19 protein-coding genes are annotated in these 20809 nt (G+C 65.2%); 8 read left to right on the forward strand and 11 right to left on the reverse strand.

Annotated elements, in window-relative coordinates; all coding sequences use genetic code 11:
- Positions 1 to 37 precede the first annotated feature (37 nt).
- A complete protein-coding gene (locus IE116_RS25875; RefSeq protein WP_444544107.1) occupies positions 38 to 1624 on the reverse strand; it encodes a DEAD/DEAH box helicase in 1587 nt (528 codons plus the stop codon).
- Between the two features lie 622 nt (positions 1625 to 2246).
- On the reverse strand, positions 2247 to 2999 hold the full coding sequence (locus IE116_RS09020; protein WP_189611690.1) for a glycosyltransferase family 2 protein: 753 nt from the start codon (positions 2997 to 2999) through the stop codon (positions 2247 to 2249).
- Positions 3000 to 3233: 234 nt separating this feature from the next.
- Here IE116_RS09020 and dinB point away from each other — a divergent pair, with 234 nt between their 5' ends.
- Entirely contained in the window at positions 3234 to 4394 is a 1161-nt protein-coding gene (dinB, locus tag IE116_RS09025) for a DNA polymerase IV (protein ID WP_189611692.1), read from the forward strand.
- On the opposite strand, the gene IE116_RS09030 is transcribed toward dinB, so the two are convergent.
- The 4 genes from IE116_RS09030 to IE116_RS09045 form a co-directional block, all read right to left on the reverse strand.
- Complete coding sequence (locus tag IE116_RS09030) at positions 4375 to 4578, reverse strand: heavy-metal-associated domain-containing protein (protein WP_189611694.1); 204 nt, start codon at positions 4576 to 4578, stop codon at positions 4375 to 4377. The two genes, dinB and IE116_RS09030, sit on opposite strands and share 20 nt — an antisense overlap.
- A 197-nt stretch (positions 4579 to 4775) precedes the next feature.
- The gene (locus IE116_RS09035) at positions 4776 to 6101 is read right to left on the reverse strand and encodes a TIGR03862 family flavoprotein (protein WP_189611697.1); all 1326 of its coding nucleotides are present in this window, start codon (positions 6099 to 6101) and stop codon (positions 4776 to 4778) included.
- 2 nt (positions 6102 to 6103) lie between these two features.
- On the reverse strand, positions 6104 to 6946 hold the full coding sequence (locus IE116_RS09040) for an IclR family transcriptional regulator (RefSeq protein WP_373302975.1): 843 nt from the start codon (positions 6944 to 6946) through the stop codon (positions 6104 to 6106).
- 176 nt (positions 6947 to 7122) lie between these two features.
- Positions 7123 to 8088, reverse strand: a complete 966-nt coding sequence (locus IE116_RS09045; RefSeq protein ID WP_189611699.1) for an AraC family transcriptional regulator — start codon at positions 8086 to 8088, stop codon at positions 7123 to 7125.
- 239 nt (positions 8089 to 8327) lie between these two features.
- Between IE116_RS09045 and IE116_RS09050 the strand changes: the two genes are divergently transcribed.
- Positions 8328 to 9308, forward strand: a complete 981-nt coding sequence (locus IE116_RS09050; RefSeq protein ID WP_189611701.1) for a Bug family tripartite tricarboxylate transporter substrate binding protein — start codon at positions 8328 to 8330, stop codon at positions 9306 to 9308.
- A gap of 5 nt (positions 9309 to 9313) precedes the next feature.
- Positions 9314 to 10930, forward strand: a complete 1617-nt coding sequence (locus IE116_RS09055) for a sulfatase family protein (protein WP_189611703.1) — start codon at positions 9314 to 9316, stop codon at positions 10928 to 10930.
- Between the two features lie 129 nt (positions 10931 to 11059).
- On the opposite strand, the gene IE116_RS09060 is transcribed toward IE116_RS09055, so the two are convergent.
- The 5 genes from IE116_RS09060 to sugE all read right to left on the reverse strand — a co-directional run bounded on the left by IE116_RS09060 (position 11060) and on the right by sugE (position 14257).
- A complete protein-coding gene (locus IE116_RS09060) occupies positions 11060 to 11836 on the reverse strand; it encodes an SDR family oxidoreductase (RefSeq protein WP_373302977.1) in 777 nt (258 codons plus the stop codon).
- A gap of 246 nt (positions 11837 to 12082) precedes the next feature.
- On the reverse strand, positions 12083 to 12628 hold the full coding sequence (folE, locus tag IE116_RS09065; RefSeq protein ID WP_189611706.1) for a GTP cyclohydrolase I FolE: 546 nt from the start codon (positions 12626 to 12628) through the stop codon (positions 12083 to 12085).
- A 48-nt stretch (positions 12629 to 12676) separates the two neighbouring features.
- Complete coding sequence (locus IE116_RS09070) at positions 12677 to 12955, reverse strand: hypothetical protein (RefSeq protein ID WP_189611708.1); 279 nt, start codon at positions 12953 to 12955, stop codon at positions 12677 to 12679.
- Positions 12956 to 13092: 137 nt separating this feature from the next.
- Positions 13093 to 13938, reverse strand: coding sequence for a glutamate racemase (murI, locus tag IE116_RS09075; RefSeq protein ID WP_189611710.1), 846 nt, complete (start codon positions 13936 to 13938; stop codon positions 13093 to 13095).
- Between the two features lie 4 nt (positions 13939 to 13942).
- Positions 13943 to 14257 (reverse strand): quaternary ammonium compound efflux SMR transporter SugE, encoded by a 315-nt coding sequence (sugE, locus tag IE116_RS09080; protein ID WP_179586055.1) that lies wholly within the window; start codon positions 14255 to 14257, stop codon positions 13943 to 13945.
- Between the two features lie 285 nt (positions 14258 to 14542).
- On the opposite strand from sugE, the gene IE116_RS09085 reads away from it, so the two are divergent.
- The 5 genes from IE116_RS09085 (at position 14543) to IE116_RS09105 (ending at position 20801) form a co-directional block, all read left to right on the forward strand.
- On the forward strand, positions 14543 to 16255 hold the full coding sequence (locus IE116_RS09085) for a tannase/feruloyl esterase family alpha/beta hydrolase (protein WP_189611711.1): 1713 nt from the start codon (positions 14543 to 14545) through the stop codon (positions 16253 to 16255).
- A 153-nt stretch (positions 16256 to 16408) separates the two neighbouring features.
- Entirely contained in the window at positions 16409 to 18409 is a 2001-nt protein-coding gene (locus IE116_RS09090) for an acetoacetate--CoA ligase (protein WP_189611714.1), read from the forward strand.
- Positions 18410 to 18422: 13 nt separating this feature from the next.
- Positions 18423 to 19286: an amidohydrolase family protein gene (locus IE116_RS09095; RefSeq protein ID WP_189611716.1), complete on the forward strand. Its 864-nt coding sequence runs from the start codon at positions 18423 to 18425 to the stop codon at positions 19284 to 19286.
- 45 nt (positions 19287 to 19331) lie between these two features.
- Positions 19332 to 20306: a Bug family tripartite tricarboxylate transporter substrate binding protein gene (locus IE116_RS09100; RefSeq protein ID WP_189611718.1), complete on the forward strand. Its 975-nt coding sequence runs from the start codon at positions 19332 to 19334 to the stop codon at positions 20304 to 20306.
- Positions 20307 to 20324: 18 nt separating this feature from the next.
- Positions 20325 to 20801, forward strand: coding sequence for a MarR family winged helix-turn-helix transcriptional regulator (locus IE116_RS09105; protein ID WP_189611722.1), 477 nt, complete (start codon positions 20325 to 20327; stop codon positions 20799 to 20801).
- Positions 20802 to 20809 lie beyond the last annotated feature (8 nt).

The raw sequence follows: 20809 nt of genomic DNA on the forward strand, positions 1-20809 counted from the left end.
TTCCTGAAACTGAAGCTGACGCCGATGAACGATCCGGTCAGGACTTCTTGCCGCCACCCAGCAACGCGGCCAGTTGGCGCTTGGGGCCTGGACGGCTGGGCGCTGCGTCGGTCGTTGGCGTCGTGTCCCGGTTGGCCGAAGGAGATGGCACATACGGCTTCGAGAAGAAGTCGTCGACCGGCGCCGAACGCCCACCGCGACCCGACGACCGCGCGTCACGCGAACCGCTGCGCTCCGGACGATCGTAGCTGCGCGGGGACGACGCGCCTGGCGCGGCAGAACGGCCGTTGTCGCGGGACACGGAGGCGACGCGGTCTCGGCCGGCATCGCGAGCACCGTCTTGGGCGACCACGCTGCTGACGTCGCGCGAAGCTTCCGGGGTGACGCCGACGTCGCGGGCGGCATCGCGCGCGGCATCGCGGGTGGTGTCGCGAAGGCCTTCACGTCCGGCATCGCGGCGGCTGTCGCGGCGGGGCTCGCGCCCTTCCCGCGTTTCACGCGACGTGCGCAAGGAACCTGGCGTGACAGGCAGGTCAAGCGTGGCGCGTGGCACCGTTCGCTTGATCAGCTTTTCGATGTCAATCAGGTACTTCTCTTCTTCGGGCGTGTACAGCGCGATCGCTTCGCCGCGCGCGCCGGCCCGGCCCGTACGGCCAATCCGGTGCACATAGTCTTCCGCGCTGTGCGGCAGGTCGTAGTTGATGACGCAAGGCACGCCCGCCACGTCCAGGCCGCGGGCGGCAACGTCGGTGGCAACCAGCACTTCCAGCGTCCCCGCCTTGAAGGCTTCAAGCGCCTTCATGCGGTCGGTCTGGGTCTTGTCGCCGTGAATGGATTCGGCGCGCACACCGTCCAGTTCCAGCTGACGCGCCAGGCGCGCAGTCCCGATCTTCGTGTTCGAGAACACGATGACCTGGTTCAGGTTGCGCGACTTGACCAGGTGCACGACCGCCGCGCGCTTGGCGTCGCTGCTCAGCGCATAGGCGATCTGCGTGACGTTGTCGGACGTGGCGTTGCGGGCAGCCGTCTCGATTTCGATCGGCTGCTTGAGGAACGTGTGACCCAGGCGGCGGATCTCGTTGCTGAAGGTGGCCGAGAACAGCAGCGTCTGCCGTTTTTCGGGCAGCAGGCGCATGATCCGTTCGAGGTCAGGCAGGAAGCCCATGTCAAGCATGCGATCGGCTTCGTCGAGCACCAGCATGCCGACCTGGCTCAGATTCACGGTCTTCTGTTCGACGTGGTCGAGCAGGCGGCCGGGGGTGGCGATCAGGACTTCACAGCCGGCGCGCAGTTCGGCCTTTTGCGGAACGATGTCGACGCCGCCGAAAACGACCGCGGCACGCAGCGGCGTGAACTTGCTGTAGCGCTTGACGTTGTCGGCGACCTGGTCGGCCAGCTCGCGGGTGGGCGTGAGGATCAGCGCGCGCACCGGGTGACGGGCAGGCGACGCACTCGCGTTGGCCATCGGCATCAGGCGATGCAGGATGGGTAGCGTGAACGCCGCCGTCTTGCCGGTGCCCGTCTGCGCCGCGCCCATGACGTCGGCGCCGGCGATGACCACCGGAATGGCCTTGGCCTGGATCGGCGTCGGCACGGTATAGCCGGTGGCAACGATGGCTTGCAGGATGCTGGGGTGCAGGCCGAATGTGTCGAAGGTCGCAGGCGCGGCTTCGACAGGGGCTTCGGTGACAGGCGCGGCGGCGGTCGGCGCTTCTGCCGCGATGGCCGCTGCCGCAGGGACCGATGCTGCAGGGGCAGTTGTCGCAGCTGCGATGTCGATCGCGGCGTCAGGCGCGGCTGAGGCTGCTGTATTCGCGACCGCAGGCGCTGGGGCAGCCGGTGCGGATGCAGCAGGCGCAGACGCCGCGTCAGCCCGCCCGACAGCGGTGGCAGGAATCTCGACTGCCGCGTCTGGCGCGGCCGAAGCGGCAGCCGTGGCCGCGGCGGGCGCGCCCGCAACGGTCGACGCAGGCTGTGCTGCGAACGCGGGCGCAGGCGTTGCTGCCGCGGCTACCGGGGCGTTTGCCTGGGTGCCCGTGGCTGCAGGGCTTCCCGCTGGATGCTGTGTTTCCGCGCCTGACTCGCCCCCCGAAGGTGTCACCGGGCTGTCCGCCGCCGTGGTCACCGTCGTTGTCGTCACTTTGTTCGTGTCCGTATTGGTCATGGTTGGGGGGTCCGCCGATCTGCTGCAATGCATCGCACGAATCAATAGTCCAGAGAAATCAAAGACTTAGATTCTAACGCATTTACCTGATGGCGCGACGTATCTCCAGGGCCCTGGCATATTTGAGGTAGGAGGCCAACGCTTTGCCCAGCGACAGAGTCAGACCATCCAGGCCGGCAAGGAAGCCGGTCTTGATGACGTAATGTTTGAGGAACGCCGACGTTCCGTGGAGCATCGGGTGCCAACCGTGCACCGGCTTGCCGCTGGCCGCCAGATCCTTGGCCATCCAGTTCGCATACAGGCAGGCGCGGCTGAAGATGTCCGCATAGTCGCGATAGGAATAATGCGTGATGTGCCCTTCGTTGCGCATCACCCTTGCGGCCTGGATGCGTGAATGCGCGACGACCGGCTTGAAGTCGGCCCGCTGCCGGTTGAAGATGCGCAGCACGTAGTCGGGATACTGCCCTGCATGACGCGTGGTGCGGTCGCCCACGAAATTGCGGCGACGCGACTCGACGGCATCGGCGGGCAAGCTGGCCAGGTCGGTGCGCGCCAGCCAGTCCGCCAGGTCGTCTTCCAGCCGTTCGTCGGCATCCAGGTTCAGCACCCAGTCATGCCGGCAATACGGCAGCCCTGCGGTGCGCTGGGGGCCATCGCCCAGGAAAGGCTGGCGGATGACGGTCGCGCCTTCGGCTTCGGCCAGGGCCACGGTGTCGTCGGCGCTCAGAGAGTCCACCACGACCACGTCGTCGCATACGCGCTTGAGCGAGCGGATGCACTCGACAATGTGCTTTGACTCGTTGAATGTGATTACCAGACCGCTGATCTTGTTCATGCCTTGCATCCGACCCTAGTGCCGCAGAAATGCGGCTACGCATTTGTTAGCATTGCCGTGACGCCGTTCCGTTTCAGTATTGCCGTCCGGCGTCGCCGACATTGTCCGCTAACTTCCGCCGTGATGCGCGCGACGCCCGCATTCATCGCCTTCCCCCATCCTGCCCGCCCCTTGCGCCCATCGACACACGCCCGCAGCCTAAGCGGTGCGGCGCGAGCGGCTACTATCTTGCACATGAAAGCTCGTCGTATCGCACATCTGGACATGGATGCCTTTTATGCCTCCGTGGAGCTGCTGCGCTACCCGGAATTGCGCGGCCGGCCGGTGGTCATTGGCGGACGCTCGACCGCGCAACCGCAGACGGGTGACGACGGGGTGCGGCATTTCACGACGCTGCGCACCTATGCCGGACGAGGAGTAGTCACCACGTCCACCTACGAAGCGCGCGCCCTGGGCGTGTTTTCGGCCATGGGCATCATGAAGGCGGCGCAACTGGCGCCCGACGCCGTGCTGCTGCCTGCGGATTTCGACGCGTACCGGCATTATTCGAAGCTGTTCAAGGCCGCGGTGACCAGCATCGTGCCGCATATCGAAGACCGGGGAATCGATGAAATCTATATCGATCTGAGCGAAGAGCCCGACGAGACCCTGCCCCTGGCGTCACGACTGAAAGATGCGGTCAAGGAAGCCACGGGACTGTCCTGTTCGATCGGTGTGGCGCCGAACAAACTGCTGGCCAAGATCTGCTCCGACCTGGAAAAGCCCAATGGGCTGACCATTCTGGGCCACGACGATATCCCCGTGCGGATCGGGCCGCTGCCGGTGCGCAAGATCAACGGTATCGGGCCCAAGTCCAACGAGAAGCTTGCGAGCCTGGGCATCCGCACCGTGACCGAACTGGCTCATGCCGACCTCGGCTTCCTGCAGGAGCATTTTGGCCGCAGTTATTCGGCCTGGCTGCACGAGGCGGCGCACGGCATCGACGACCGGCCTGTTGAAACGCGGTCCGAGCCCAAGTCGGTGAGCCGGGAAACCACCTTCGAGCGCAATCTGCATGCACGGCAGGACCGCGATGCCCTGTCGGGCATCTTTACGGCGCTGTGTACGAAGGTGGCGGAAGACTTGAAGCGAAAGGGCTACGTAGGCAAAACCATCGGCATCAAGCTGCGCTACGCAGATTTCCATACCGTCACGCGGGATGTGACGCTACCTGCGCCGACGGGCGACGCAGCGACCATCCGGCGCGCAGCCGGGGAATGCTTGCGGCGTGTGCCCCTGGACCAGCGGCTGCGGTTGTTGGGAGTGCGGATCGGCGCCCTGTCACGGCCGGGGGATGCCCCGGCGGAGCTGACGCCGGAGCAAGTGCAAGGCGAACTTAAATTTGCCGATCAGTGACCGTATAGCCGGCTTCGGTGATCGCATGCGAGACGGCGGCTGCATCGTTCGCGCCATCGATTTGCACCTTGCTGGTGGTCAGATCGACGTCCACTTTGGCGCCTGGCGCCACGTCCTGCACGGCTTCGGTGACGGCTTTGACGCAGTGTCCGCAGGACATGCCTTCGACTTGAAATGACAACATGGATGTTCTCCTGATAGCTTGAGGATGCAGGATCCACCTTATCACCGTGGGAAGGTCAAGCGCCCGTGGGGTGATCACGGGTTGCACCCGTTACAGCGGCTGTTTCAAGGCCGGATTGAACGCCAGATTCAACGCCAGATTCAACTTCAGACTCAGCGCCGGATCCAAGGCAATCCGGATAGCGTTCAGCCCCCTGTTCAGGTACCGCCGTCAGAACGGCCTGCTTGGCTGTCCAGCCACGCGGCCACGCCCTTCCCCACCGCCCGGCCGCTCGCAAGACATGCGGTCAGCAGGTAGCCGCCCGTGGGCGCTTCCCAGTCCAGCATCTCGCCGGCGCAGAAGACGCCGGGCCGCGCTTTCAACATGCCGCGTCGATCCATCGATTCGAAGGTGACGCCGCCTGCCGTGCTGATGGCCTCGGCGATCGGGCGCGGCGCAAGGAGCGTCAACGGCAAGGCCTTGATGGTCCGGGCCAGCCGCTGCGGATCGGAAAAGCCGTTGGCGTCCAGCACCTCGCGCAACAGGCCCGCCTTGACGCCTTCGATACGCACGCGGCTGCGCAGGTGATTGGCCATGGACCTGGAGCCACGCGGCCACTGGATCTCTTCGAGCACGCGTTCGAACGACAGCCCTGGCGCCAGGTCGATCGTCAAGGTGGCGGATCCCGCAGTGGCGATCGCGTCCCGCAAGGCCGCAGACAGCGCATAGATCAGGCCGCCTTCGATGCCGGTGGCGGTCACGATGCATTCGCCCGTGCGGGCGTGGGTGACCCCCTGCGGGTCCGTTACCTGCGCGGTGATCGCGCGTAGCGGCGCGCCGGCGAACTTGTCGGAAAAGAATGGCGTCCAGCCAATGTCGAAGCCGCAATTGGCAGGCTTAAGCGGGGCAACCGTGGTGCCGAGTGCAGACAGCAAGGGCACCCACGCCCCGTCGGACCCGAGCCGTGGCCAGCTTGCGCCGCCCAGCGCAAGCACGGTGGCGGCCGCCTGGACCGACGCGCTGTCATCGGCGAGCCCGCTGGATGCTGGCGCAGAGGCTGCACTGCTCAGCTGCGCCGCTGCCCGCCCCGCCGCGACCGGTCCGCCCGTCACGAACCGCAGCGCGCCATCCTCATCCCACCCCACCCACCGGTGCCGCATGTGGAAACGCACCCCGGCTTCGCGCAGCCGCTGCAGCCACGCCCGCAATAGCGGCGCTGCCTTCATGTCGGTCGGAAAGACCCGGCCGGACGTCCCGACAAATGTGCCGACACCCAGCCCGTCGACCCATGCACGCAAGGCATCGGGATCGAAGTCGCGGATCACGGGATCAAGCTGTTGTGCACGCGGACCATAACGCCCGATGAACGCGGGCAATGGTTCCGAATGCGTGATATTCATGCCGCCCTTGCCCGCCAGCAGGAACTTGCGCGCCACCGACGGCATGGCGTCGTAGACGTCGACAGGGTAGCCGGCAAGCGCCAGCGTTTCCGCCGCCATTAGCCCTGCAGGACCCGCGCCAATGACGGCAACGCGGTCCGGCATGCCTACTCTCGCCACAGATTGACGACCTTGCCGGCCGCTGCGCCCTTGGAAGGCGAGTAATTCAGCAGTCGGGACAATTCATACGCAGTACTGCGTACGCTGGCCAGGATGTCGTCGAGACGTTCGGGTTCAAAGCGCGACGACGGAATGGTGGCGCCCAGCGCGGCGACGATGCGTCCCGTATGGTCGCGCACGGGCGCGGCGATGGTGGACACGCGCGCTTCGAAAAACGCTTCCTGCAGCACGAAGCCCCGTTCCTTGTCTTTCTGCACCAGTTCGAACAATTCCAGGACGGTGGTCGGCGTGCTGGACGAATAGCTTTCCAGGTGCTCTTCGGGGAACAACTCTCGCAATTCGGGCAGGCTCAGGTCTTCGAGCAGCACGCGGCCCAGTACCGTGGCATGCGCAGGCAGACGGGTGCCGACATTGACGGTACTGGTGAACGGGGTGGATGCGCTGGATTTGGCCACGTACACAATGGACCGGCCATCCCGCACGACCAGGTTGCAAGAAAATCCGATGTCGGTGCGCAGGCGCTCGAGCAGCGGCGCGCCCAGTTCCGTCAACTCCAGTGACGCGAGATATTCGAATCCCAGGCGCAGCACCGACAAGCCCAGCCGGTAATCATGGCCGCCTTCGGTGCGCTGCACGAAGCCCATGGACTCCAGTGTCATCAGCAGGCGGAACACGGTGGACCGCGGCAGGTTCAGGCGGCGCGCCAGTTCGGGCGCCGACAGCTGGCGGTCGTTGTGATTGAACTCGCTGAGCAGCAGCAGCCCGCGTTCCAGTGCGGGCACCAGGTATTTATCCTGGGCGTCATCGGGCATCTTTGCTTTCGTGGTCATACCGTGGGGGCATCGTTCCGAGCGATCGAAGCGGGATCATACTTCGGCGGCCCGGCAAACGCCTTGCTCATGCGGCGGAAGCATCCACTTCGCCGGTACGCCGGTGACGCCGCCTTCGCCCGTCACGCCAGCCTCGCCCGTCACGCCGCCTTCAACCGTCACGCCTGCCACGCTCGTCAGCCCGATTCCCCCAACTCACGCTCGACCCCGCGGCTTTTCAGGTATTCGGTCGGCGTCATGCCGCACCAGCGCCGGAATGCGCGCGCGAACACCTTGTCGGATCCGTAGCCGGCTTCTTCGGCGACGTCGCTCATGCGCAGATAGCCCAGGGCCAGGCGTTCGGCGGCAATGCCCATGCGGCGGCTGGCCAGGTAGGAGATCGGTGATTCGCCCACCAGTTCGCGAAAGCGCGCGCTGAACCGCGAGCGCGACATGAACACCGCTTCGGCCAGCGATTCGACGGTCCATGGCGCGCGCGGATCGTTGTGGATGAGCATGAGGGCCTTGCCGATCTTGGGGTCGCTCAAGCCGCGGAACCAGTCATGGCCAGGACCGGAATGCGTCAGCAGGTAGGCGCGCAACATGTGCACGAACAGCAGGTCGGCCATGCGGGCGGCGGTGATTTTCCAGCCCGGCCGGCAGGCCAGGCTTTCTTCCACGAACATTTCGGTCATGGGCCCCAGGCAGGGTGCGACGGACATGTCGGCCGCGCGGATGCGGATCATCTTGGGCAGCATGCGCAGCACGGGGTTGCGCTGCGTTTCCCGGAACAGCACGATGCCCGAGAACAGATCGGTGACGGCGCCGCCACCCCCGGATGCAAAGACCAACGGCGTGTGCAGGCGGTCGGCCACGCCGGTGTCCTGCAGCACCTGCGCCAGGTTGATGGGGGCGGCGTCGACATCGGGCGACGACATCTGGATATGCGGGCTGCCGTGGGGCAGCAGGACGAGGTCGCCGGGATCCACTTGTACGGGTGCGTCCCCATCGACCGCCAGCCACCAGGGCTCTCCCCGGCCGACGCGGAACATGGCGCCATCGACGCCCGCGGACGCCAGGGACCAGGGCGCCGACAGGGTGAACCGGCCTGTCACGGCGCCTTCCACGCGGCAGGCAGCCAGTACATCGCTCAGGACATCCACCGCAGACCTCCCGCGCAAAGTGAAAGATTTTGACCGATTGTGGGCGTCGCGATGCCTTTCGTCCAGCCGAAACGAGACGATCGATACCTCATTGAGGTGTTGCGGCGGTTGAGTGCGGGGGGTTACCAGGGAACAATCAGTACGTGCGCGGCGGTTTGCGGCCGCGTCGCACCAGACATCTGCCCGGGCGTCGTTCCCTAGCGCCTATCGTTCGAATCGCCTGCCTCCGGAAATCCATCATGCGCCCTACCTTCTTCGTGCTGAACGCCCTTTGTGTTCTGGGCCTCGCGGCCGTTGCGCCCCTGGCGTCCGCCCAGGCATTTCCCAGCAAACCCATCGTCATCATCGTTCCCAATCCGCCTGGCGGCGGTCCGGACGTGCTGGCCCGGTCCCTGGGTGAAAAGCTTGCGGCCCGTCTTGGCCAGCCTGTCGTGGTTGAAAACCGTCCGGGCGCCAGCGGCATGATCGGCGCCGCCGCCGTGGCCCGTGCCGCGCCCGATGGCTACACGTTGATGCTGTCGCCCAATACCGTGTTCAGCGCGCCGCACGTGCTGCCCAAGGGCGCCGGCAGCCAGATCGATGTACTGAAGGACCTGGCCCCGGTGATTCAACCGACCAAGGGCGTGATGGTCATGGTGGCCAACCCGTCGCTGGGCGTGAAGACCGCGAAGGATCTGGTGGCGCTGGTCAAGAAGGAGCCGGGCCTGGCCTACGCCAGCGCGGGCAACGGATCGCCCATGCATATTGCCGGCGAATTGTTCAAGAAGTCGGCGGGCGTCGACATGCTGCACGCCCCGTACAAGGGCATTGCGCCGGCGATTTCTGACGTGCTGGCCGGCCATGTGAAAGTGACGTTCGGTGCGCTGGGCGCATTGGGCCAGCATATCGAGTCGGGCCGCCTGGTTGCGCTCGGCACCGCCGAGGCGCAGCGCAGCCCGCTGATGCCGAATCTGCCGACCCTGGCCGAACAAGGCATTGCTAACGTGGCGGTCAACGCCTGGTACGGTGTCTTTGCGCCTAAGGACACACCCGCTGCCGTGATCGACAAGCTCAACCAGGACATCAACGCCGTGCTGCAGCAGCCCGACATGATTGCGCGCCTGAAGACGACCTGGGAAGTGCCGGTGGGCGGCACGCCGCAAGACCTGGCGCGCGCCGCCAAACTGGAATACGAGACCACGGGCAAGGTGGTCAAAGAGTTCAACATCACCGCGGACTGAACCACATGACTCCCGGCAAGCGCCCCAACGTCATCCTGTTCATTACCGATCAGCAGCGGGCCGATCACGTCGGCTTTGCGGGCAACACGGTGCTGCGCACCCCGCACCTGGACGCGCTTGCCGCCGACGGGGTGCGCGGTGAACAGTTCTATGTTGCCAGCACGACGTGCATGTCGAACCGCGCCACCTTGATGACGGGGCGCATGCCGTCCTTGCACGGGGTGCTGCACAACGGCATTCCCCTGTCGCGGCAGCACACCACCTTCGTGGAACTGCTGCGCGACGCAGGGTATGCGACCGCCCTGTTCGGCAAGTCGCATCTGCAGAATTTTGGCTACGACAATCCCAACAAGCGCGGTTGGGAAAACGCGAACGGCGGCACGCCGCCGCCCGATGCCCTGCGGGACGCGCACAAGGATCACCGCCGTGGTCCGGACTATGAAAACGAGTGGACGCCGCTCTGGAAGCAGTCGCCCGATCATCATGTCGAGACGCCCTTCTATGGCTTTGACCATGTCACGCTGTGCACGCTGCATGCGGACCAGGTGCAGGGCGATTACGCCCGCTGGCTGGCATCCCGTCACCCGGATCCGGACAGCCTGCGTGGCCGCGCCAACGCCAAGCCCGACGCACGGTATCGCGCGCCGCAAGCCTGGCGCACCAGGCTGCCGGTTGACTTGTACCCCACGACTTTTGTTGCCGAACAGACGTCGGCCTGGATCGAAAAGCACGTTGCCGAACCCGACGCGGCGCCTTTCTATATCCAGTGTTCCTTTCCGGATCCCCATCACCCCCTGACGCCGCCCGGCAAGTACTGGGACATGTACGACCCCGATGCCATGACGCTGCCCGCCTCTTTCCATCAGGAAGACAAGCCGGCATTGCTGGCGGCCGTGCACCGGTACACACAGGCCGGCGGCACCCGCGAAGCGTACGCACCGTTTTCGGTGGACGAGCGCGAATGCAAGGAAATGATTGCCCTGACCTACGGCATGATCAGCCTGGTCGATGATGCCATCGGATCGGTGGTGAAGACGCTGGAGCGGCTGGGCATCGCCGATGACACCGTGATCATCTTTACGTCGGACCACGGCGAGATGATGGGTGACCACGGCATCATGCTGAAGGGTCCCTTGCACTATCGCAGCGTGGCCCGGGTGCCCTTTGTGTGGCGCGATCCGGCGTTGCCGGCGCCGCGCCGCGGCCAGGCCATGCCCGAAGTCGCCAGCACCCTGGATCTGGCGCAGACCATTCTGGCGCGGGTGGGCCTGGCGCCCTACAACGGGATTCAGGGCGTGAACCTGTTGCCGTGGCTGGCGGGGACTGCTGCCGCTGCGCCCGCGCGCGCGGGCGTGGTGGTCGAGAACGAACCCATGCAATTCCTGTTCGACCGCCCTGCCCGCTTTCGTGTGCGCACGCTGTTCAATGGCACGTGGCGGCTGACCCTGTCGGAAGACGAGGCGGCGTGCGAGTGTTATGACCTGACGCAGGACCCGCAAGAGATGCACAACCTGTGGGACGTGCCCGATGCGCGTGCCCAACGCGATGCCCTGATCGCGCAGCTGGCGATCGAGATGATCCGGCTGACGGACACGTCGCCGCTGCCCACCGCGCAGGCGTGATGCACTGCGGGCAAGGACGCACTGCGGGCAAGGACCCAAAGCCCATCCATCGCGTCGCCCTCAGCCACAAAAAAGCCCTGCCGCGTTGACCGCGGCAGGGCTTTTGTACTGGATCGCGAGCCGCAGCGATCAGTTCATGACGAAGCCGCCATTGACCGGAAGCAACTGACCGGTCACGAAACGCGACAGATCGGACAGCGCGAAGATGACCGCACCGCTTACGTCGGCAGGCACCTGCTCACGGCTCAGCGCGCGCTGGTCGTGGTAGAGCTTGTGGCGATGCTCCGGCACGTATTCGGTGGCTTCCACCAGGGTCAGCCCCGGGGCGATCGCATTCACGGTGATGTTGTCGGGGCCGAATTCGCGCGCCAGCGATTTCGTCATGGCGGTGACGGCGCCCTTGCTTGCCACGTAGGCCAGCAGGTTGGGAGCGCCCCACAGCGCCGTGTCGGAAGCCAGGTTCACGACGGCGCCACGACCTGAAGCCTTGAGCGCTTCGTGGCAAGCCGTCGTCATCAGCCACGTGCCGCGCACATTCACATTCATGACCAGGTCCCACACCTTCGGATCCAGTTCGAACGCCGTCTTGCCACCCGAGTTGGTGATCGCGGCGTTATTGACGAGACCGTCCAGACCGCCGAGCCAGGCAACCGATTGCTCGGCGCACTGGGTGATGGATGCCTGGTCGGCCAGGTCGACGGTTACGCCAGACACGTCCAGGCCGTCGGCCTGCAGACGCTGGACCGAGCTTGCAAGCAGATCGGCCAGGATGTCGGCCATCACCACCTTGGCGCCGGCCTTGGCCAGGGCCACGGCAAACTCGAATCCAAGGCCGCGTGCGGCGCCCGTGACCAGGATGCGGCGACCCGCGAGAAGATTATTGCTGACTGTCGAGTTCACGTTCACTTCCAGAAGAACTGCGAGGGTAGATACGGCATCACGCCGTAGACGTTGCGGCGCCCGGAGTGTTTTACATGTGAAACGTCATCTCATATACGGAACGCAGGGAAAATATAGCCCTTGGGTATGCGAAGTGCGATTGGGGTAAACCACTAGTCCGGCTGAGCGGTCGCCGTCATTGCAAGGCGATGAGATGGACAGGCCACCGGCCGGCGCTGGTCGGCAGCCGGCCGGCGTCATGCAGGCGGCGCGTCAGCCGATCAGGTGCAGCAATTCGGCGCGGGTGGCCGGATTGTTGCGGAATTCGCCGAGCATGACCGAGCTGACCATGGACGAATTCTGCTTTTCGACGCCGCGCATCATCATGCACATGTGCTGCGCCTCGATCACCACGGCAACGCCCATGGCGCCCGTGACCTCCTGGACCGCCTCGGCAATCTGGCGGCTCAGGTTTTCCTGGATCTGCAGGCGGCGGGCGAACATGTCGACGATGCGCGCCACCTTGGACAGCCCCAGCACCTTGCCATTCGGCAGGTAGGCGACATGCGCCTTGCCGATGAACGGCAGCAGGTGATGCTCGCACAGCGAGTACAGCTCGATGTTCTTGACCAGCACCATCTCGCTGGTGTCGGAGGTGAACAGCGCGCCGTTCACGATCTCTTCAAGGTTCTGCGAGTATCCCTGGCAGAGATACTGCATGGCCTTGGCGGCCCGCTTGGGTGTGCCGTGCAGGCCCTCCCGGGTCGGGTCTTCACCCAGGCCTTCGAGGATGGCGGTGTAATGCTGCTCCAATGACATAAGTCCTCCAGAGTGTCGTATGCGTCCAGGGCGCCGGCCTGTCGGCAATCAGCGTCCCAGGCCTTTTTCGAGGAGTTGCGCGACGAGGTCATTGACCGACACGCCGTCGGCCTGCGACTTCTCGCGGATTTCCTGGGCAAGCGTGGCCGGGATCTTGACCGGGAACGAGATCAGTCCCTGCTCCTGGTCCATCTTGCGCTGCGTGCGGCGGTCCACGGAGGTGGCGGCTGCCGACGCGCCCGTGCCGAAGCGGTCGGGCAGGTTCGACTGTTTCATGGCGCCCATGATCTTCAGGGCCTTGTTCTTTTCGAGGTCAGTTTTTTTCATTGCGGAATCCGGGGGTCAAGCGCGTGAGGATACTCTGATTCGACGGGTCCGCGCCGCGGGCACGGATGAGCCCTCATGGCTATTTCTGTCCAGGTGAACAGGCCGGCTCCCTGCACCGTTCGGGCTGCGAGCGTCCCTCAGCAATAGCTGTCGGGCAATCTCGCCACCGGGGCCAGGCCGGGCATGAGACGGTCGACCCGCAGCTGGACGACCGCCGGATCGCCGCTGGTCAACATCTCGACGCGGCCGGGCAAGGTCGGCGCATCACGCAAAGGCGCCACGCCTGCGGCCGCCTCGGCCCCTGCGGTCGGCTCACGCGTCAGCAGCTGACGCCGCAACTCCAGCGCAAATGGCAGCCCCGTTTCCAGCACGGGAAAGTCGGGCCCGACCCGCTCGCGCACCACGTCGACCAGAAACGGAAAATGCGTGCACCCCAATACCAGAACGTCGGCGCCTTGCGCCAGCAGGTCGTCGATCGGCTCGAACACGATGCGCCGCGCGTCTTCAGGCGACGCGCCCTGCTCGACCAGGTCGACCCAGCCCGGGCAAGCCTTGAGCAGCACCTGTTTGCCCGGCGCTTCGCGGCGCACCAGTTGCTGGAACTTGGCGCTGAGCAGCGTGCCGGTGGTCGCCAGCACCCCGATCACCCCCGACCGCGTCAGACGGGCGGCCGGCTTGACCGCCGGCTCGATGCCGATGATGGGCAGGTCGGTGTGCTTGTCGCGCAAGACCGCGGCCGCGGCTGCCGTCGCGGTATTGCACGGGATGGCGATCGCCTTCACGCCGCGCGACCGGAAGTAGTCGCTGATGCGCCATGCCCGCTCCACGACGTAAAAGGGCGACTTTTCGCCGTACGGCAGGTGGCCGGCGTCGGCGATATAGATCAGGTCATCGGCCGGCAGCAATTCGCGGATGGCGGGCAGCACACTGAGCCCGCCCACCCCCGAGTCGTAGATGCCGATCGGGGAGCGTGTCGACGCCATGCGCTCAGCTCGCCAGCTTCAGGCCAATGATGCCGGCCACGATCAGAGCGACGCTGACCAGCCGGCCCGGCGTTGCAGGCTCGGCAAACAGCACCATGCCAAGGATCACGGTGCCTACGGCGCCGACCCCCACCCATACCGCATATGACGTGCCGACCGGCAAGGTGCGCATCGCCACACCAAGCAGCCCCACGCTGGCCGCCATGGCCGCAAGCGTGCCGACGCTGGGCCACAGCCGGGTGAACCCTTCGGTGTATTTCAGGCCGATGGCCCATACGATCTCGAGCAGTCCCGCGAGCACGAGGATGATCCACGCCATGCCATTCCTTTGAACAATGCCGGCGCCGCGACAGCGGCAGGCCGGACGCCGCACGCGAAAGCCTGCGGACCGCGCCGATTTTACCCAAGCGCGCCCGCGATGGCATACCGCTTGCTTTTCATGCTTGCTGTTCATGTAGCAGCCACTTCATGAGATGTTCAGAGGCCACTTAACGCCCCAGCTCGGCCCATGGCGCCAGAACACGCATCGCTTTGGCGCAGGACCGGCACTGGCATGGCGCGCTCCCCATGGCTTTTCGTTTTATCAATCTGCGCAAGGATGGAAATGAAACACGCTCTGCACGAAGTTGTCCGGTCCGCGGTTGGCGTCGGACTCGGCGTCGGTATGGTCGTCACCCTGTCGGCATGTTCCGGCGACGATGACGACGCGCCGGCCCCCTCGCCCACCTTCTCTCAATCCTGCTCCGCCCTGGTTGGCCGCGCTGTTCCAGGCGGGTCGGTCAGCACCGCCGAGTTCGTGGCGGCCACCAGCGGCGCCGTCACGGCGTCGTCCTTTCCGGACCACTGCCTGGCGCGCGGGGCCATGAATGCGCGAACCGGCATCGATGGCAAGCCGTATGCGCTGGGCTTCGAACTGCGCCTGCCCGTGACCTGGAACAGCCGCTTCTACTACCAGGGCGGCAGCGGCGTGGACGGCACGCTGTTCGTGGCCACGGGCGCGTATCCGGCTGGCGGCAATACCCGCAACGCCTTGCTGGACGGCTATGCCGTCGTCACCACGGACTCGGGCCACCGTGCCGAAACCGGCGTGGCCAACGGATCCTATCTGTTTGCCGTCGACCCGCAGGCGCGACTGGAATACGGCGACCAGCAGGTGCCGCAGGTCACCGCCGCCGCCAAACAGGTGATCAACACCTTTTATGGCAAGGCGCCCGACAAGTCCTACTTTGTGGGCTGCTCGAACGGCGGGCGCCAGGCCATGATTGCCGCGCAGCGTTATCCCGCGTTGTTCGACGGCATCGTTGCCGCTGCGCCGGGCTTTCGCCTGACGCAGGCAGCGGTGCAGGGGTCGGTGTACCAGACGCAATTGCTCGCGACCATTGCCCCCACCGGCGCCGACGGACGTCCCGACATCAGCCAGTCACTGACCGATACCGACCTCAAGAGCATCAGCAATCGCATCCTGCAAAGCTGCGACGCGCTCGATGGCGCGACCGATGGCATCGTCAGCAAGCTGAGCGCATGCCAGCCCGACCCGGCGGCCTGGGCTTGCACTGCAGGCCAGACTACGGACTGCCTGACGCCGGCCAAGGCTGCCGTCGTCAAACAACTCTTTGCAGGCGCCAAGACATCCACCGGCGCGCAGATCTATGAGCGGTGGTCTTTCGATCCGGGCATTGCCGATCCCGGCGCATGGCGCACCTGGTTCCTGGGCAGCCGGTCACCGAACAATGCGCTGCTCAGCATCTTCGCGGGCGAGCTCTCGCACATCTACACGTCGCCGCCCACGATCACGCCGGACCTGTACGGCTATTCGCTGACTGCCAACGTCGACGCCGAGTACGCCAAGACGCGTGCCACGACGCCGGTCTACACCGTATCGGCCGAGTCCTTCACCAACGCCGAATCGCCCAACCTGGACGCCTTCAAGGCGCGCGGCGGCAAGCTGCTGATGTTCAATGGCACCGCCGACCCGGCGTTTTCGTTCCCGGACATCGAAGCCTATTACCGCAAGGTGCAGGCACGCTACGGCAGCGACAACGCCGCCGAAAGCGCGCGGCTGTTTGCCGTTCCGGGCATGGCGCATTGCAGTGGTGGCAGCTATGGCACCGACCAGTTCGATGCCTTCGGTGCGCTGGTGAAGTGGGTGGAACAAGGCGCCGCGCCCGACGCCATGGTCGCCACCGCGCGCGCCGCGGCAGGCGCCCCGTGGCCCGGCCGCACGCGTCCGCTGTGCAGCTACCCGAAAGAAGCCATCTACAAAGGCACCGGCAGCATTGAAGACGCTGCCAGCTTCGAGTGCCGTGCGCCCAGTTGAATGAGCGCCTGAGGTAAGTCGTACTCCGGGCGGCGCGTTCGGGTTTGTCTCGATGCGACCGCCCTTTCCGATTTGTATAGTTATAAAACATATCTATTATTGTTTATAACTATCTGGCAAGGACGGCATCGGCCCCTGCCATCGGGAGACAGCATGCAAGAAGGCGACGAACTCTGGCGCCCGACGCCCGCGCAGGTGGCGGGCACCCGCCTCGCCGCATTCACCACGTGGCTGGCGCACGCGCGCAACCTGACATTCAACGACTATCAGGCGTTGTGGCAATGGTCGGTCGACGATCCGGACGCCTTCTGGTCCGCCGTGTGGACCTTCTGCGATGTGCGCGCCGACGGCTCGGCCGAACCTGTCCTGGCTTCCCGCAGCATGCCCGGGGCACGCTGGTTTCCGAATGCGCGCCTCAATTACGCCGAACATGTGTTCCGGCACACTGCCAGCGCGATGCCTGCCCTGCTCGCCCGCAGTGAAGGCCAACCCGATCGCAAGGTCAGCTGGACCGAACTGGAGCGGGCAACCGGCGCGTTGGCGGCCAGCCTGCGCGCGCTGGGCGTGCAGGCAGGGGACCGGGTCGTGTCCTATATGCCGAACACCCCCGAAACCGTCATTGCCTTCCTGGCGAGCGCCAGCCTTGGCGCCATCTGGTCAAGCTGCTCGCCCGAAATGGGCCTGTCGGTCGTCGTGGACCGTTTCCAGCAGATTGAGCCCAAGGTCCTGTTCGCAGTCGACGGCTACCGCTATAACGGCAAGCCGCATGACCGCGCCAGCGTGGTCCGCGACCTGATCGATGCCTTGCCGACCCTGACCTGTGTGGTGCATGTTCCACGCAGCGACGGACCGCAAGACGCTTTCGCCATCTCGACGCCCGACTGGAAGCATGTCCGCAAATGGAACGACCTGACTCGCGGCGCCGCGCCATTGCGTTTTGAACGGCTGCCTTTCGACCATCCGCTGTGGATCGTGTATTCGTCGGGCACGACCGGTCTGCCCAAGGCGATGGTGCATGGGCACGGCGGCATCGTTCTCACGCATCTCAAGACGCATCAGCTGCAGCACGACGTGCGGCCCGGCGACCGGTTCATGTTCCTGGGCAGCACGGGCTGGATCGTCTGGAATCTGATGGTCGGCGGTCTTCTGTCAGGCGCCACCGTGGTGCTGTCGGACGGCAATCCTGCGTGGCCCGACGCGCAGGCACTATGGCGGTTCATCGACGAGCAGGCCGTGACCCACCTCGGCTGCGGCGCGGCCTTCCTGATCCAGAACATGAAAGACGGCGTCGAACCGGCGGGCACGTTCGCGGCGCTGCGCGCGATCAACTCCACCGGATCGCCGCTACCGCTCGAGGCCTATGCCTGGGTCTACCGACACGTCAAGGCAGATGTGTGGCTGGCGTCGATCAGTGGCGGCACCGACATCGCCTCCGGCTTCGTGGCCTGCGCGCCGACCCTGCCCGTGAACGCGGGCGAAATCCAATGCCGCGAACTGGGTGTGGCCGCCCATGCCTACAACGAAGATGGCCACGCAGTGATTGGCGAAGTGGGCGAACTCGTGATCACGCAGCCCATGCCGTCCATGCCGCTGTACTTCTGGAACGATCCCGCCAACGCGCGCTACCTGGGCAGCTACTTCGACACCTTCCCTGGGGTGTGGCGGCATGGCGACTGGATCCGCTTTACGGACCGCGGCACCGCCGTCATCTACGGGCGTTCAGACACCACGATCAACCGGCACGGCATCCGCATGGGTACCGCCGAGATCTACCGTGTCGTCGAAGACATGCCCGAAGTCGCCGACAGTCTGGTCGTGGATCTGGAGTACCTGGGCCGCCCGTCCTACATGCCGCTGTTCGTGGTGCTGGCGCCCGGCGTCGGCATGGACGAATCGCTCAAGGCGCGCATCAAGGACCAGATTCGCACCAAGGCGTCGGCGCGGCACGTGCCCAACGACGTCTTTGCCGTGCCTGCCATCCCGCGCACGCTGACCGGAAAAAAGATGGAACTGCCGATCCGCAAGCTGCTGCTGGGCGCCGACCCCGCCAAGGTGGCCAGCCCCGACGCCATGGCCAATCCGGACAGCATGCCGCTGTTCATCGAACTGAAAACCCGCCTGGACGCGCTGCTGAGCCAGCCCCGGGCGAGCTGACCAAGGACATCCCATGGATATCAACAACCTGATTGCGATCGACATGCATGTGCATGCCGAAGTCTCGTGCCGCTGCGCCCCCGACCTGTTTGGAAAGGAGTTCGACGACGCCGCCGAAAAGTACTTCAAGTTCGTGCACCGGCCCACCATTCCCGAGACCATCGCGCGCTATCGCGCATCGAAAGTCGGCTTGGTCATGTTCACCGTGGACGCGGAATCGAATATGGGCCGTCGGCGCATTCCAAACGAAGAGATTGCCGAAGCGGCGCTTGAAAACCAGGACATGATGCGGGCCTTTGCCAGCATCGATCCGCACAAGGGCAAGATGGGCGCCCGTGAAGCGCGGCGGCTGATCGACGACTACAAGGTTGCAGGCTTCAAGTTCCATCCGACCGTGCAGGGCTTTTTCCCCAACGACGAGATGGCCTATCCGCTGTACGAAGTGATCGCTGAAGCCGGACTGCCCGCCATCTTCCACAGCGGCCACTCGGGCATCGGCACCGGCATGCGCGGCGGCGGCGGGCTCAAGCTCAAATATTCCAACCCCATACACCTGGACGACGTCGCGGCCGATTTTCCTGACATGAAAATCATCATCGCCCATCCGTCGTGGCCCTGGCAGGACGAAGCCTTGTCGGTCTGTCTCCACAAGCCGAATGTGTGGATCGACCTCTCGGGCTGGTCGCCCAAATATTTCCCGAAAGAACTGATCCAGCAGGCCAACACCCAGCTCAAGAGCCGGATGCTGTTCGGATCCGACTTTCCGCTCATCACGCCCGAGCGCTGGATGAGCGACTTCGAAACGGCCGGCTTCCGGCCCGATGTCCACCCCCTGATCCTGAAAGACAACGCCGCAGCCTTGCTTGGCTTTGCCTGACAGCTTGTTCCTCTGCCCATGACATCGATAAAAAACGGAGACACCATGCGCATCTTTTCCTTGTCCTGCAGCACCTTGCTGGCGGCCGGGCTGACCCTGACGGCCAGCCTGCCCCTGGCCGCCCAGACCTATCCGACCAAGCCGGTCCACATCGTGGCGCCCTTCGTGCCGGGCGGGCCGGTCGACATCATGGCCCGCATCCTGTCCGAAAAGCTGTCGGCGTCGATGGGCACCACCGTGATCGTGGAAAACCGGCCGGGTGCGGGCGGCAATGTGGGCGCCGAATACGTGGCCCGGGCCGCGGCCGACGGCCATACCTTGTTGCTGGCGTCGGGCAGCATCCTGACCATGAACGAGGCGATCTACCCGACCCTGAACTTCAGTCCGTCCAAAGACCTGGCGCCGATCACGGTGGTGGGCGACATGCCGCTGATCGTGGCCATCCACGCCGACGTGCCGGCAAAAACCCTCAAGGAATTCGTCAGCTATGCGGAAAAGCGCGAGACGTTCTTCAGTTCGCCGGGCAATGGCACGACCGGTCATGCCGCAACCGCGCTGCTGAACACCACGGCAAACACCAAGGTCACGCATGTTCCGTACAAGGGCGGATCAGAATCGGCGCGGGCCGTGCTGACCGGGATGGTGACCGGGGCCATCGACACGCCGCCGTCCTTGCTGCCGCATATCCGCACCGGCAAGGTGCGTGCGTTGGCGGTGGCCGGGCCCAGCCGCCTGGATCAACTGCCTGACGTGCCGACCACGACAGAGGCCGGCATGCCCGATCTGCAGGTGCTGACGTGGTTCGCGCTGGTTGCGCCCGCGGCGACGCCACCCCAGGTGATCGACCGCATCAACAAGGAAGTGCGACAGGCGCTGGCTCTGGATGATGTCAAGAAACGTTTCGACGGCATGGGGATCCGGCCTGCCGGCAACACCCCGCAAGAGTTCGCCAGCTTCGCGGCAGCCGAACGGAACAAATGGGGTAGGATTATCAAGCAGGCAAACATACGCATCGAATAACTACGTACCGCCCTCCTCTTGACCTCTGCACCAGCCCCCGACACCTCCCGCGACTTTTCTTCCAGTGACACGCTGAACGAAGACTTCCTTTTAGGACTGGTCGGCCACAGCGCGCGGCTGGCATCGTCCAGCATCCGCCCGCTGTTTGTCGAAAGGATGGCGCAGTACGACCTGCGGCAGGCCGAATTTGCCGTGCTGTCGCTGCTGCAGGCCAACCCGGGCATCAGCCAGCGCCGTCTGGCCGATGCCATCAACGTCTCACCGCCGAACATGGCGGCCGTGCTGGCGCGGCTGGTGGAACGGGGATTGGTGCAGCGGCAACGCGACGCCGCCGACCAGCGCACGCAGGTGCTGGCGCTGACCAAGGCGGGCGAGCTGTTGTATCGGCGGGCCGCGGCGACCGTGGCGACGCTGGAGCGCGAGGCCACCGCCATCCTGAGCGACAAGGAACTGGCCGAACTGCTCAGGCTGCTGCGGAAATTGTCGGGCCGCTAAGGGGCCGA

The organism is Pigmentiphaga litoralis (assembly GCF_014651835.1).
In the GTDB taxonomy this organism is placed as follows: Bacteria; Pseudomonadota; Gammaproteobacteria; order Burkholderiales; family Burkholderiaceae_B; genus Pigmentiphaga; species Pigmentiphaga litoralis.